General features: G+C 67.9%; 13 protein-coding genes. 5 read left to right on the forward strand and 8 right to left on the reverse strand.

The window, feature by feature from the left end:
- Window positions 1-3 precede the first annotated feature (3 nt).
- The 3 genes from H556_RS0103110 to H556_RS0103120 all read right to left on the reverse strand — a co-directional run bounded on the left by H556_RS0103110 (window position 4) and on the right by H556_RS0103120 (window position 1,798).
- Window positions 4-357 (reverse strand): ArsC family reductase, encoded by a 354-nt coding sequence (locus tag H556_RS0103110; protein WP_024353057.1) that lies wholly within the window; start codon window positions 355-357, stop codon window positions 4-6.
- 614 nt (window positions 358-971) lie between these two features.
- A complete protein-coding gene (locus tag H556_RS0103115) occupies window positions 972-1,313 on the reverse strand; it encodes an ArsC/Spx/MgsR family protein (RefSeq protein WP_024353058.1) in 342 nt (113 codons plus the stop codon).
- A gap of 26 nt (window positions 1,314-1,339) precedes the next feature.
- Entirely contained in the window at window positions 1,340-1,798 is a 459-nt protein-coding gene (locus H556_RS0103120; RefSeq protein WP_024353059.1) for a hypothetical protein, read from the reverse strand.
- A gap of 117 nt (window positions 1,799-1,915) precedes the next feature.
- Between H556_RS0103120 and H556_RS0103125 the strand changes: the two genes are divergently transcribed.
- The 4 genes from H556_RS0103125 to astB all read left to right on the forward strand — a co-directional run bounded on the left by H556_RS0103125 (window position 1,916) and on the right by astB (window position 7,258).
- Window positions 1,916-3,172, forward strand: coding sequence for a hydrolase (locus tag H556_RS0103125; RefSeq protein WP_024353060.1), 1,257 nt, complete (start codon window positions 1,916-1,918; stop codon window positions 3,170-3,172).
- Between the two features lie 4 nt (window positions 3,173-3,176).
- Window positions 3,177-4,184 (forward strand): arginine N-succinyltransferase, encoded by a 1,008-nt coding sequence (locus H556_RS0103130; RefSeq protein WP_024353061.1) that lies wholly within the window; start codon window positions 3,177-3,179, stop codon window positions 4,182-4,184.
- A gap of 153 nt (window positions 4,185-4,337) precedes the next feature.
- Window positions 4,338-5,753, forward strand: coding sequence for a succinylglutamate-semialdehyde dehydrogenase (gene astD, locus H556_RS0103135; protein WP_024353062.1), 1,416 nt, complete (start codon window positions 4,338-4,340; stop codon window positions 5,751-5,753).
- 173 nt (window positions 5,754-5,926) lie between these two features.
- A complete protein-coding gene (gene astB / locus H556_RS0103140) occupies window positions 5,927-7,258 on the forward strand; it encodes an N-succinylarginine dihydrolase (protein ID WP_024353063.1) in 1,332 nt (443 codons plus the stop codon).
- 365 nt (window positions 7,259-7,623) lie between these two features.
- Here astB and phhA read toward each other — a convergent pair whose 3' ends face one another.
- Window positions 7,624-8,499 carry a phenylalanine 4-monooxygenase gene (phhA, locus tag H556_RS0103145; RefSeq protein WP_024353064.1) on the reverse strand — a complete coding sequence of 292 codons (876 nt, stop codon included), beginning with the start codon at window positions 8,497-8,499 and terminating at the stop codon, window positions 7,624-7,626.
- Between the two features lie 201 nt (window positions 8,500-8,700).
- On the opposite strand from phhA, the gene H556_RS0103150 reads away from it, so the two are divergent.
- Window positions 8,701-9,810: a Ppx/GppA phosphatase family protein gene (locus H556_RS0103150; protein WP_024353065.1), complete on the forward strand. Its 1,110-nt coding sequence runs from the start codon at window positions 8,701-8,703 to the stop codon at window positions 9,808-9,810.
- Between the two features lie 7 nt (window positions 9,811-9,817).
- Here the strand turns inward: H556_RS0103150 and H556_RS0103155 are convergent, their stop codons facing one another.
- Genes H556_RS0103155 through H556_RS0103170 form a run of 4 tightly spaced genes read right to left on the reverse strand, consistent with a single transcriptional unit; the run spans window position 9,818 to window position 12,937 of the window.
- Entirely contained in the window at window positions 9,818-10,702 is an 885-nt protein-coding gene (locus H556_RS0103155; RefSeq protein ID WP_024353066.1) for a peptidylprolyl isomerase, read from the reverse strand.
- A 31-nt stretch (window positions 10,703-10,733) separates the two neighbouring features.
- On the reverse strand, window positions 10,734-11,567 hold the full coding sequence (locus H556_RS0103160) for a peptidylprolyl isomerase (RefSeq protein WP_024353067.1): 834 nt from the start codon (window positions 11,565-11,567) through the stop codon (window positions 10,734-10,736).
- Between the two features lie 26 nt (window positions 11,568-11,593).
- Window positions 11,594-12,079 carry a pantetheine-phosphate adenylyltransferase gene (gene coaD, locus H556_RS0103165; RefSeq protein WP_024353068.1) on the reverse strand — a complete coding sequence of 162 codons (486 nt, stop codon included), beginning with the start codon at window positions 12,077-12,079 and terminating at the stop codon, window positions 11,594-11,596.
- A 54-nt stretch (window positions 12,080-12,133) separates the two neighbouring features.
- Entirely contained in the window at window positions 12,134-12,937 is an 804-nt protein-coding gene (locus H556_RS0103170; RefSeq protein ID WP_024353069.1) for an aminotransferase class IV, read from the reverse strand.
- Between the last annotated feature and the right edge of the window lies 1 nt (window position 12,938).

The raw sequence follows: 12,938 nt of genomic DNA on the forward strand, positions 1-12,938 counted from the left end.
CCCTCAGCCCTTCAGGGCCTCGGCGTAGATGTCCGGCTTGAAGCCCAGCAACGTCCGCCCGTCGCCCAGATCCAGCACCGGCCGCTTGATCATCGACGGCTGTGCCAGCATCAGGTCCACCGCCTTTGCGGCGTCGATATCGGCCTTTTCGGCGTCCGACAGCTTGCGGAAGGTCGTGCCCGCGCGGTTCAGCACCTTCTCCCAGCCATGCTCGGCGACCCAGCGCTCCACATCGGCACGATCCGCGCCCACAGCCTTATAGTCATGAAAGTCATAGGCCACGCCGTTCTGATCCAGCCAGACACGCGCCTTCTTCATCGTGTCGCAGGCCTTGATGCCATACAGGGTGCGGGTCATGGGCGAACTCCAAGCGTGACGAACAGCCGGGGTCTGGCATCGAAGCGCGGAGGGGTCAATTTAGGGGCGCGTGAAAGGTCCCCTTTCGACCCTTAGGGACTAAGCTACCCAAGACTCCTCGCAGCCTGCCCGATGCCACGTGCCCCAGAAGCGGTAATAAGTGCAGTTCTGCCCCGAGCCTGCCAGAGCCGCCAAAACCACCCCGACATCAACCTTAGCCCTGTAACCGCCAAGGCTGTATCGCGGGGTTTCTACTGTGCGGCTCGCCGCATCGGTTCCAGGGGAGAGTTGATCGTATGCCAGGGCGCGCGGGAAGCCCAACTCCCGCCAATTGCATGTACGATCTGAAGCTATGACGCGATAGAGCTGAGATGTACCGCGCAACGCTTGCGCCATAAGCACGCAATCGGCTCCTAAGGGGCCGTCCATTCCCTGTCCCCGAACAGGAAGGGCTAGTCCGGCTATTGTAGTTATCAACAGCAGCGAAGCGGTGACCGCTGAAGCCACGCTTACGGCTCCGATCTGTCTTCTCATCGGCTCCCCCAAGGTGGCGACGACATTAGCAATGTCGATAGCCGCCAACCACCCATAGCTGACATCAGCAACTTGCGCCCTCAAAGCACCCCCAGCACAGCCTCCAGCGGCCGCCCGATCGCCGCGCCCTTAGGCGTCTCCACGATAGGGCGCTCGACAATGACCGGGCTCTCGATCATGGCGGCCAGAACCGTCGCGTCCTCCGCATCGGCGGCCAGAAGTTCGGCGGCTTTCGCCTCCTTCTTGCGCAACAGGCCCTTCAGCCCGCCGCCCGTCCCCCGCGCCAGACGGTTCAGCGTCTCGGCGTCCCAGCCGGCCTTCAGATACTCGACCACCGTCGGCTCAACGCCACGTTCGCGCAGCAGCTCCAGCGCCTTGCGCGAGGTCGAGCATTTCGGGTTGTGATAGAGGGTGACGGTCATGGGCGAACTCCTGTCTGCACCCTGACCTAGGCCGTGGGGGCGTCTTTCGCCAGCGCCGTCGCCCCGCGCAGCCCGCCGATATGCAACAGCAGGCACAGGATCATGGCCGCCCCCGCCACGCCGAAGCTCCAACCCGGCAGACCCGCCGCGCCCAGCGGCGCGCCGACCATCAGGCTGACCGACAGGGCGCTGAGCTCATAGACCGCCCACACCATGCCGAAACCGGGCAGCAGCCGGTTCGGACGCCGCCACTGCACCCGACCCAACAGAAAGGCGATGGCGGCGAAGAAGATGGCGAATCCCGCCGTCGTCCCGCGCATGCCCTCATGCTCGGGCGCCCCCATGAACCAGACCAGGGCCGCCTGCATCAGGCCGACCGCGCCCCAGATCCAGAAGGCGATGGCGCTGCCGCGCGCCAGCGCCGCCGCCGTCTCGGCCGAATCGACCGGGGCGAAGGGTTGAGGCGGTGCGATCCGACGGTTCATGCGCGACTCCCTGACTGAGGCGGCGAAACTATCCCGCCGGGCGCCGAAATCCCAAGGGCGTGAGAGAGATATCGCCCCGCCTTCACCTTTTTCCCGCGCACGTCTAGGCTCGCCGCCATGCGGATCGAACCTCAGGATCAGGCCGTGCTGGACCACGTCGCGGCCCGTGGCGACGCCATTCTTCGACGCGCCATCGACTGGTCCGACATCAACTCAGGCAGCCGCCACGCCGAAGGACTGGCGCGGGTTCTCGACGTTCTGGACGCCACGGCGCGCGCCGCGTTCGGCACAGCCACGGTCGAGCGCGTGCCGACCCAGGGCTCGACCACCGTCGCCGACAGCGGCGCGGTGATCGCCGAGAGCTACGCCGACTGCCTGAAGATCACCGCCCGGCCCGAGGCGCCGCTTCAGGTCGTGCTGACCGGCCACTACGACACCGTCTTCCCCGCCGACAGCGCCTTCCAGAGCGTCATCACGCGCGACGACGGAGCCCTGAACGGGCCCGGAATCGCCGACATGAAGGGCGGGATCAGTGTCATGCTCGCCGCGCTGGAAGCCTTCGAGACCCATCCCGACAAGGCCCGCGTCGGCTGGACCGTGCTTCTTTCTCCGGACGAAGAGATCGGCTCCCCCGCCTCGGCCCCCCTGCTGGCGGAACTGGGCGCGCGCGGCCACGTCGGCCTGACCTATGAGCCCGCCCTGTCCGACGGCACGCTTGCGGGCGAGCGCAAGGGCAGCGGCAACTTCCACCTGATCGTCACCGGCAAGGCCGCCCACGCGGGGCGCGCCTTCCACGAGGGCGCCAACGCCGTCGCGGGCGCCGCCATCATCGCCGCCCGCCTGCACGCCCTGAACGGCCAGCGCGAGGGCGTCACCGTCAATGTCGCCAAGATCGCAGGCGGCGGTCCGCTGAACGTCGTGGCCGACAACGCCGTGGTCCGCTTCAACGTCCGCGTGCCGGACGCCCAAAGCGCGACATGGATCGACGAGGCGGTCCGCGCCCTCGCCGCCGAGCCGCCCTTCCCCGGCCTGACGCTGGACCTGCACGGCGGCATGACCCGCGCGCCCAAGCCGATAGACGCCAGCCAGACCGCCCTCTTCCACGCCGTGCGCGACGCGGGCGATCTGCTGGGCCAGGCCATCGCCTGGAAGCCGTCGGGCGGCGTCTGCGAGGGCAACAACCTGCACGCCGCGGGCCTGCCCAACGTCGACACCCTGGGCGTCGTCGGCGGCGACATCCATTCGGATCAGGAGTTCGCCTGGCCCTCCAGCTTCGTCGAACGGGCGCAATTGTCCGCCCTGATCCTGTGCAAGATCGCCTCGGGCGAGATCGACGCCCTCAAACTGAAACAGCTCCGACTGGAGACGATGTAACCGCATGCTCGTTGTTCGCCCCGCCGGTCCCGCCGACCTCCATCACCTGCTCGAACTGGCCATCCTGTCCGGCCCCGGCTTCACCAGCCTGCCCGAGGACGCCGATGTCCTGAGCGAACGACTGGAACTCAGCAAGGCCAGCTTTGAAGGCAAGATCGCGCCCGAAGAGGCCTGGTACACCCTGATGCTGGAAGACGGCGACACGGGCGACATCGACGGCATCGGCTCGGTCAAGGCGACCGTGGGGCTGAAGCGGCCCTTCTTCAGCTTCCGCGTGGTTAACAACACCGTCCAGTCGCCGTCGCTGAGCGTGAAGCTGAACCATCAGACGCTGGTGCTGGTCAACGAGTGCACCGGCTGGACCGAGGTCGGCTCCCTGTTCCTGAAAGCCGACCGGCGCAAGGGCGGCGCCGGGCGTCTGCTCAGCCAGTCGCGCTATATGCTGATCGGCGCCCAGCCGGACCTGTTCGCCGACAATGTGCTGGCCGAACTGCGCGGCGTCTTCACGCCCGACGGCTACTGCCCCTTCTGGGACCATGTGGCGCACAAATTCTTCCCGATGGATTTCGACGACGCCGATCGCATGACCGGCTCGACCGACAAGCAGTTCATTCTCGACCTGGCGCCGCGCCACCCCATCTACATCGACCTGTTGCCCGAACCGGCCCGCGCCGTGATCGGCAAGGTCCACCCCCAGGGCGTGCCCGCCATGGCCCTGCTGGAAAGCGAAGGCTTCCGTCCCAACGGTCTGGTCGACATCTTCGACGCCGGGCCAACCGTGGCCTGCGGCCGTGACAACATCCGCACCGTGCGCGACGCCCGCGTCCTGACCGCCCGCATCGAGAAGGAGGTCGAGGTCGACCTGCCCTCCCTCGTCTCGACCGACAGCGTCGCCGCCTTCCGCGCCGTCCGCGCCCGCGTCCTGGTCGACGGCGATCTGGCCCGCATGACCCCCGACGTCGCCTCCGCCCTGAAGATCAAGGACGGCGCTACGGTGCGGGTGAAGTCGTGATCCTCGGGATTTCCCGCTCATCCCGGCGGACGCCGGGACCCAGTGAGAACCCCGCGCACCACGCCTCCCGACTTGACTTGGCCTTTCGTCCCGCCGCTCAGATGCGGCCAAAGTACTGGGTCCCGGCGTCCGCCGGGATGAGCGGATACTGATATGACCCACTTCACCTCCACCAACCCCGCCACCGGCGAAACCGTCTGGGAGGGCGAAGCCGCCTCCGTCGAGCAGATCGGCGCCGCCGTCGAAGCCGCCCGCGCCGCCTTCCCCGACTGGGCCGACCGCCCGCGCCAGGACCGCATCGACGCGGTCAAACGCTATCAGGCCATCCTGAAAGAGCGCGCTCCCGAAATGGCCGAGGCCATCGCCAGAGAAACCGGCAAGGCCCTGTGGGAGACGAAAACCGAACTGGCCTCGATGGCGGGAAAGGTCGACATCTCGATCCGCGCCTATGACGAGCGCACCGGCGAGCGGTCGAACGACACCGCCTTCGGCCGCGCCGTCCTTCGCCACCGCCCGCACGGCGTCTCGGCGGTGCTCGGCCCGTTCAACTTCCCCGGCCACCTGCCCAACGGCCACATCGTCCCGGCCCTGCTGGCAGGCGACACCGTGGTGTTCAAACCGTCCGAGGAAACGCCCCTGACCGGCCAGCTGATGGCCGAATGCCTAGAGGCCGCCGACCTGCCCGAGGGCGTGTTCAACATGGTGCAGGGCGGGCGCGAGACCGGCGCGGCCCTGCTGGATCAGCCGATCGACGCCCTGATGTTCACCGGCTCGGGCGCGGCGGGCGCCCACTTCCGCCGCAAGTTCGCCGATGACCCGCACGTCATCCTGGCGCTGGAGCTGGGCGGCAACAACCCGCTGGTCGTCTGGGACGCCGCCGACGCCGAAGCCGTCGCCGGCATCGTCGTCCAGTCCGCCTTCGTCACCACCGGCCAGCGGTGCTCGTGCGCGCGCCGCCTGATCGTGCCGGAAGGCGCCCAGGGCGACGCCATCGTGGAAGCCGTGGCCGCCCTGTCCGACCGCCTGAACTTCGCCCCGTGGGACAGCAACCCCGAGCCCTACGCCGGGCCTCTGATCTCGGAGAAGGCGGCGACTGCTGCGCTGGCCGCCCTGCAACAACGCATTGACGCGGGCGCGCGCGTGATCCGCGCCTCGGGTCCGGTCGACAACTTGCCGGGCGCCTTCGTGAAGCCCGCGATCATCGACGTCACCGGCGTCGCGGTCGAGGACGAAGAGATGTTCGCTCCCTTCCTGCAGGTCATCCGCGTCCCGACCTTCGACGCCGCCATCGCCGCCGCCAACGCCACCAGATACGGCCTGTCGGCAGGCCTGGTCAGCGACGATGCGAAGAACTGGGACCGCTTCATCAACCGCATCCGCGCGGGCGTGGTGAACTTCAACCGCCCGACCACGGGCGCGGCGGGCGACATGCCCTTCGGCGGCCTGGGCGCCTCCGGCAACCACCGCCCCAGCGCCTATTACGCCGCCGACTACTGCGCCTACCCGGTCGCCAGCTTCGAGGCCGGCGCGGTCAAGAACATCGAAAGCGAGATCAAGGGCTTGCGTTAATCCCTTCTCCCCTTGTGGGAGAAGGTGGCTCGCGGAGCGAGACGGATGAGGGGTGTCAGCGCCATGTTGGATAGTTCAAACTCAAGGTCCCGGATGATCGGAAACGGCGCCGCCGTCACCCCTCATCCGAGCGCCTCCGGCGCCCACCTTCTCCCACAAGGGGAGAAGGAAGCATGACCGCCATCGAAGCCAACGCCGACGGCCTGATCGGGCCGACGCACTCCTATGCGGGCCTGTCGCCGGGCAACCTGGCGTCCAGCCTGAACAAGGGCGAGGCGTCGAACCCGCGCGCGGCCGTGCTGCAGGGCCTCGACAAGATGAAGACCCTGGCCGACCTGGGCCTGCCCCAGTTCGTCCTGCCCCCGCATGAGCGGCCGAACATTCCCTTCCTGCGCGACCTCGGCTTCTCGGGCCCCGACGCCCAGGTGCTGGATCGCGCATGGAAGGACGCCCCCTCCTTCGCCGCCGCCGCCTGTTCGGCCTCGCCCATGTGGGCCGCCAACGCCGCCACGGTGACGCCCAGCGCCGACGCACGTGACGGCCGCGTCCACTTCACCCCCGCCAATCTGATCACCAACCTGCACCGCTCTCTGGAGCACGATCAGACCAGGCGCGCGCTGGACGCCCTCTTCCCCGACGCCAGCCGGTTTGCCGTCCACGACGCCCTGCCCTCGGTCGCCCATCTGGCGGACGAAGGCGCCGCCAACCACGTCCGCCTGTGCCGCGATCATGGCGAGGCGGGCGTCAATCTGATGGTCTGGGGCCGCGAGGCCTGGGAGCATTGGGACGGCCCCTATCCCGCCCGCCAGACGCGCGAGGCGTCTGAGGCGATCATGCGCCGCCATGGCGCGTCCGGCGCCGTCCTGGCCCGTCAGGGCAAGGCCGCCATCGCCGGCGGAACCTTCCACAACGACGTGGTCTGCGTCGGCGCCCTGGACACCCTCTTCTTCCATGAGCTGGCGTTCGAGGACACGGACGCGACCAAGGCCGCCATCCGCGCCGCCGCCGACGGCTTCGAGCCGCAGTTCGTCGAGGTCTCGGCCGCCGACCTGCCGCTGGCCGACGCCATCAGCTCCTATCTGTTCAACTCCATGCTGATCCGGGTTCCGGGCCAGGACCGCCTGACCCTGATCTGCCCAACCGAAACGCGCGACAACCCGCGCAGTCATGCGGTGGCGCAAAGCCTCGCCGTCTCCAATGGCCCGATCGGCCATGTCGAATACGTCGATGTGCGCCAGTCGATGCGCAACGGCGGCGGCCCCGCCTGCCTGCGTCTGCGCGTCGTCCTGACCGAGGCAGAACTGGCGGCGACCAATCCCGCCATGCGCCTGACCGACGCCCTGCACGCCCGCCTGTCCGACTGGAGCCGCCGCTGGTATCGCGACAGCCTGACGGCGCACGACCTGGCCGACCCCGCCCTGGTGGACGAGACGCGCGGCGCGCTGGACGAGCTGACGCAGATCCTCGACCTGGGCGGCGGCTTCTACCCGTTCCAGCGCACTTAAGCCCTTAGCCCACAAGCGGAGACGGAAGAGGCGACAGAGGCGCCTGCAGCCATCGCAACACGGCCTCCCAATCCCTGAAAAACACGGGCTTTGCGAGCGTCCAGCAGGCTTTAACCCGCCCGCCCTTCACCGCGCGCCATCATCGCCTCCCCGCCCGCGTCGCGAAGGAGATTTCAGACGATTCAGGCGAATTGGACTCTGTTTTTCTCCCTCCCCTTTATGGGGAGGGTGGTTGAGCCCGCAGGGCGAAACCGGGTGGGGGCGGCTTGGCTATTCAAGCGCCGAACCCAGGATCACTTGGCCCTCCCCACCCGGTCGCTACGCGACCACCCTCCCCATAAAGGGGGAGGGAGAAGATGCGCCGTCTATGCCGCGAACCGCCCGCCCTTCCTGGCGTAGGCCTGAGTGCCCTGCGTGAAGACCTTGTCCGTCGGCAGCACAGCCTCGATCGGCAAGGCCTCGGCGCCCTTCAGCCGCTCATAGACCGGTCCGAAGTCCTGCAGCGTCACCGTTTTCAGCGCCTCGATGCTGTCGATGACGAAATAGACCTGCTGGAAGTCGTCGATGCGGTACAGGGTCTTCATCACGCGCTCCAGGTCGAAGCCCAGCCGGTTCGGCGAGGGGTCGTCAAGGCTGAAGACGCTCTCGGTCGCCGACGACACGATGCCCGCGCCATAGATGCGAAGGCCGTCCGCCTCCTGCATCAGACCGAACTCGACCGTGTACCAGTACAGGCGCGCCAGGTTCGGCAGCATCCCCAGCGACGCCGCCCGCTGCCCGCCCTTGCCGTAGGCCTCCATATAGGCGGCGAAGTCGGGGTCGGTCAGCATCGGCACATGGCCGAACACGTCGTGGAAGATGTCCGGCTCCTGCAGGTAATCCAGTTGATCCGGCTTGCGGATGAACTGGCCCGAGACGAAGCGGCGGTTGGCCAGGTGGTCGAAGAAGACCTCGTCCGGCACCAGTCCCGGCACGCAGACCACGGTCCAGCCGGTCAGGGCCTGAAGCTTGGGATTGATGACGTCGAAGTCGGGGATGCCGCCCGCGTTCAGGTCCAGCGCGTCCAGACCGCGCAGGAAGGCTTCGCTGGCGCGACCGGGCAGGATCTTCATCTGCCGCTCGTACAGGGTGTTCCAGGTCTGGTGCTCGACCTCGGTATAGGCCGACCAGTTCTGGGGGATGGTCCAGTCGGCGGCGGCGCCTTCCGGCGGCTGCTCGAAAACGTGCTCGAAGTCGGACATGGAACGCTCCTCACGGCTCTGATGGCCTTTCGGGGTAGATTAGCGCGGTGGTTCGTCGTCGTCACGCATGACTGTTGCAACGCTGGGCCAAGCCGCCTCATTCGTCACCGCATGCGACGACGGACTGGCGCGACAGGGAGTCGCGGTCTAACCTGTCGGGGACGGGCGCCGCTTCGGACCGCCCACATGAAAGCTCGGCCCATGCCGGAGACCCCTGGCGCGCCTGAACGGCGCGACTCGCGGTCCCTGCCTCGGCGTTCCCGCAGCGGCGGGAGCATCGATCGAGACGCCCCTCTGTACGGCGCGCTCGACCTGGGGACCAATAATTGCCGCCTGCTGATCGCGCGTCCGGCGCGTGACGGATTTCGCGTGGTGGATTCCTTCAGCCGCATCGTGCGCCTGGGCGAAAGCCTGTCGCGCACCGGCCGTCTGGACGACCGGGCGATGGACCGGGCCTATGACGCCCTGGCCCTGTGCGCCGAGCGTCTGGTGCGCAAGGGTGTCGACCCCAAGCGCCTGACCGCCGTCGCCACCCAGGCCTGCCGCATGGCCGAAAACGGCCCCGCCTTTGTCGAGCGCGTGCGGCGCGGCACCGGCCTTCGCCTGCGGATCATCGACCCTGCAGAGGAAGCCGCCCTGTCGGTCGCGGGCTGCCTGAACCTGTTCGATCCGCGCGCCGAGGCGGTGCTGGTGATCGACGTCGGCGGCGGCTCGACGGAACTGTCCTGGCTGATGAAGGGCGCGCGCGGGATTGAAACCGTGGCGTGGATGTCGGCGCCGCTGGGCGTCGTAAGCTTGGCCGAACGCCACCCTGAACCCAAGGACGGGACAAGCGAATGGTATGAGGCCATGGTCGCGGACTTCGGCGCCGCCATCGCCTCTGGCGGACCGGGTCCTGAATTCCTGGCCCGTATCGAGGCGGGGCGCGGCCATATGGTCGGCACCTCGGGCGCCATCACCAGTCTGGCCGGGATTCATCTGGGGCTGAGGCGATACCAGCGCGATCTGGTCGACGGCCTGTGGATGACGCGCGGCGACTGCGAAAAAGCCGCCGACCGCCTGATCGCGCTCGGCCCCGCAGGACGGGCGGCGGAAAGCTGCATCGGGCCGGACCGCGCCGACCTGGTCCTGGCCGGGGCCGCTATTCTGGAGGCCGTCCAGCGCGCCTGGCCGTGCGAGCGTGTCCGCGTCGCCGATCGCGGCCTGCGCGAAGGGCTTCTGTTGCAGAAAATGCGCGAGGATCGGCAGCAAAAGCCGCGCCGTCGCAGGCGGCGCAAGCGCGGCGGCGGAAACAGCGGCGTCGCTGAATAGGCGACGCCTAATCCACCTCGACCGGCAGTTCGATGTCGCAGGCCGAGAAGTCCGCACCTCTGGCTGCTCGGGTCCTCTCGACCAGGGTGCGGAAACGGGCGCTGTCTGTGCTCAGCACGCGCACGGACGGTCGTTCGCCCTCCGCCAGGTCGCCCGCCACGCGCACCCGCGTCATCCGGTCAGGGTCCGTGACGATGCCGTCCGGATTGGGGCTGAACTTCAGGGCGCGCACCACGTCCAGCCCCGACACGACCCGGCCCCAGATGGTGTAACGCTTCTCCAGCGCCGGATAGGGCTGGCGCATCAGGAAGAACTGGCTGTTGGCGCTGTCAGGCGCATCGTCGCGGGCCATGCCCGCCACGCCCGGACAATACAGGCCCCAGGCGTGAACCTTGCGATCCGCTGTCGTCGCCATCACGGCGTCGGGCTGAGTCTGGACCGGCAGCGACTGCATAAAGCCGATCAGCGCGCCCGCCGGCGCAGCCACGGGAGCAAAAGGCGTCTGGGCGTCGCGGCGGAAGGTGAACTCGGCCTTCAGGTCTGGATGCCAACTCTGGCCCTCGCCGGTGCCGAGCGGATCGCCGGTCTGCGCCATGAAGCCGTCGATGACCCGATGCCAGGGTATGCCGTCATAGAAGCCCGCCTTGGCCAGCAGGCGAATGCGGGCGACATGGCCGGGCGCCGCCTCGGGCGTCATCTCGACCAGGATACGGCCCTTGTTGGTGTCGATGATCAGCAGATTGTCCGGCGCCACAGAGCGCCAGTCGCGGGCGGCGATGGCCGCCGCCCGGTCTTGCTCATCCGCAATCGCCGCAGCGTCCTGAGCCGCGGCCGAACCGGCCAGCATGGCGGCCAGCAACGCCGCCCCGATGGTGTGAACTCCCCGCTTCATGTCCCGCCCCTCCCCGAGCATGGCGCGCGGCTCAGCCGCCCTGCACAGGCGGCTGAACGTCGCAGATAGTGAAAGACGCGCCTTTTTCAGCGCGCGCCGCCTCGACGGCGGCGTTGAACGGCGCCGAACCGGGCACGGCCACGCGCATCGTCGGCCGCTCGGCCTCCGGCATGGCCGAGGCCAGACGCACGCGACCCATCGTGTCCGCATCAGGACCGACGGCGCCGTCGCTGGCGTCATTGCCCTTCTTGAGCGACTTCACCACGTCCAGCCCCTGAAGCACGCGTCCGAAGACCGTGTAGGATCCGTTCAGATTATCGTTCTGGCCCGTCATCAGGAAGAACTGGCTGTTGGCGCTGTCGGGCGAACCGGCGCGCGCCATGCCCGCCACGCCGGGGCAGAACAACCCTTGCGCCGAGGTCTTGAAGTCGGCCGTCACGAACATCTGGGCGTCCGGCTGGGTCACAATGGGAATGGAGCCCATGACGCCGCGCAGGCCCGGCCCGCTGTTCTCGACCGGGGCGAAGCCGCTGTCGCGTCCGCGCCGGAAGGTGAACTCGCCCTTCAGGTCCGGCAGTTCGCTGCCGCCTTCGCCCGTGCCCTTGGGGTCGCCGGTCTGGGCCATGAAGTCGGGAATGACGCGGTGGAATTTCAGCCCGTCATAAAAGCCCTGACTGGTCAGGGTGCGGATGCGCTCGATGTGGTTCGGCGCCGCGCGCGGCTCCAGCTCCACCAAGATGCGCCCCCTGGCCGTGTCGATCACCCACAGGTTCTCAGGCGACACCGTGCGCCAGTCACTAGACTGGCTGGTCGTCTGCGCCATCGCAGCTCCGGCCAGCAGGGCAGTCGCCGTCGCCAGCGCCATCACAGACTTGATCTTCAAACCCGACCTCAATCCTTCTTGACCTTGGCCAACACGCTCGCGGCAACCGCGGGGCTGACGAAGCTGTCGATCCGGCCGTCCAGCCGGGCGATTTCCTTCACCAGTCGCGAGGCGATCGCCTGATGCCGCGGATCGGCCATCAGAAACACCGTCTCTATGTCGCTGTTGAGGCGCTGATTCATCGCCGTCATCTGGAACTCATACTCGAAATCGGCGACCGCGCGCAGGCCGCGCACGATAACGCTGGCGTTCAGTTCCTCGGCGAAGTGCATAAGCAGGCTGGAAAACGGCCGCACCTCGATGTCGGCGTTGAAGCGCGCGACCTCGGCCTTGATCATCTCGACCCGCTCAGCGGTCGAGAAGAGAGGGCCCTTGTCGTCGTTCTGGGCCACGCCGATGACCAGACGGTCCACCAGCTTGACCGCCCGCCCGATAATATCGAGATGACCGTTGGTAACCGGATCGAAGGTGCCCGGATAAAGTCCGATACGCATGGCCAGCGGCCTCCCCATCGTTTGGGTCCGTTTAGCAGGTGCGAAATGAACGGCCTAGATTTTCTGACGCGGCTGTGATCGCCAAAGGGCGCCTATTTGTTGCACTGCATCAGCCGCGCCGCTGAAAACATGGTTGTCGATGGCCGCGATCTCGGCCGCGGGCGTAGCGCTGTTGCACAGAAAAGCCCCATCAAAGCGGGACAGATCGGTCAGCCTCACCACCGCCTTGCGCTGCGGCGCTCCGGCGCGCTCCAGCGCATCGCGGATCAGGGCCTGCGCCACGCCGTCCAGCATGGGCGCGTCCGGCCAGACGACCGTATCGCCCTGAATGAAGCCGATATTCCACAGAGAGCCTTCGGAAATCAGCCCTTCCGCGTCCGTGAACAGGGCGTCGTCATAACCCGCCAGCCGCGCCATGCGCCGCGCCCTGAGCAGGCCCATCGTGGCGACATGCTTCAGATGCGGCGCCTCGCGCCCATAGGTCTGGCTTTGCAGACGCACGTCGTGCGGCAGAGGCGACGGCGGCGGCGAGACGCTGATCATCACCTGCGGCGCGCCGATCCAGTCCGGCTGACGCAGGGACAGGTCGCGGGAAAACAGGCTGATGCGCAGCCAGGCCTCGGCCCGCCCGGCCAGAGCCGCCCGCATCTGATCGCGCAGACAACCTTCAAGGACCGCCTCGCCGAACAGATCGACCGCCGAACGGTTCAGACGGTCCATATGCCGGTCCAGCCCGCGCACGCCGCCCTGCTCCACGACGAAGGAGGTCAGGGCGCCGTAGTTGATCAGGGCCTGATGGCCCAGATCCTCAAGCCCGGCAGGACGGCCGTCGATCCAGAGCTCAGGAGCGACGGCCATA

Source organism: Brevundimonas naejangsanensis DSM 23858, from assembly GCF_000421705.1.
Classification (GTDB): domain Bacteria; phylum Pseudomonadota; class Alphaproteobacteria; order Caulobacterales; family Caulobacteraceae; genus Brevundimonas; species Brevundimonas naejangsanensis.

Bases quoted from the DNA above. Each gene is read 5' to 3' on its own strand.
- H556_RS0103110 (WP_024353057.1), bottom strand. From the start codon at position 357: ATGACCCGCACCCTGTATGGCATCAAGGCCTGCGACACGATGAAGAAG.
- H556_RS0103115 (WP_024353058.1), bottom strand. From the start codon at position 1,313: ATGACCGTCACCCTCTATCACAACCCGAAATGCTCGACCTCGCGCAAG.
- H556_RS0103120 (WP_024353059.1), bottom strand. From the start codon at position 1,798: ATGAACCGTCGGATCGCACCGCCTCAACCCTTCGCCCCGGTCGATTCG.
- H556_RS0103125 (WP_024353060.1), top strand. From the start codon at position 1,916: ATGCGGATCGAACCTCAGGATCAGGCCGTGCTGGACCACGTCGCGGCC.
- H556_RS0103130 (WP_024353061.1), top strand. From the start codon at position 3,177: ATGCTCGTTGTTCGCCCCGCCGGTCCCGCCGACCTCCATCACCTGCTC.
- astD (WP_024353062.1), top strand. From the start codon at position 4,338: ATGACCCACTTCACCTCCACCAACCCCGCCACCGGCGAAACCGTCTGG.
- astB (WP_024353063.1), top strand. From the start codon at position 5,927: ATGACCGCCATCGAAGCCAACGCCGACGGCCTGATCGGGCCGACGCAC.
- phhA (WP_024353064.1), bottom strand. From the start codon at position 8,499: ATGTCCGACTTCGAGCACGTTTTCGAGCAGCCGCCGGAAGGCGCCGCC.
- H556_RS0103150 (WP_024353065.1), top strand. From the start codon at position 8,701: ATGCCGGAGACCCCTGGCGCGCCTGAACGGCGCGACTCGCGGTCCCTG.
- H556_RS0103155 (WP_024353066.1), bottom strand. From the start codon at position 10,702: ATGAAGCGGGGAGTTCACACCATCGGGGCGGCGTTGCTGGCCGCCATG.
- H556_RS0103160 (WP_024353067.1), bottom strand. From the start codon at position 11,567: ATGGCGCTGGCGACGGCGACTGCCCTGCTGGCCGGAGCTGCGATGGCG.
- coaD (WP_024353068.1), bottom strand. From the start codon at position 12,079: ATGCGTATCGGACTTTATCCGGGCACCTTCGATCCGGTTACCAACGGT.
- H556_RS0103170 (WP_024353069.1), bottom strand. From the start codon at position 12,937: ATGGCCGTCGCTCCTGAGCTCTGGATCGACGGCCGTCCTGCCGGGCTT.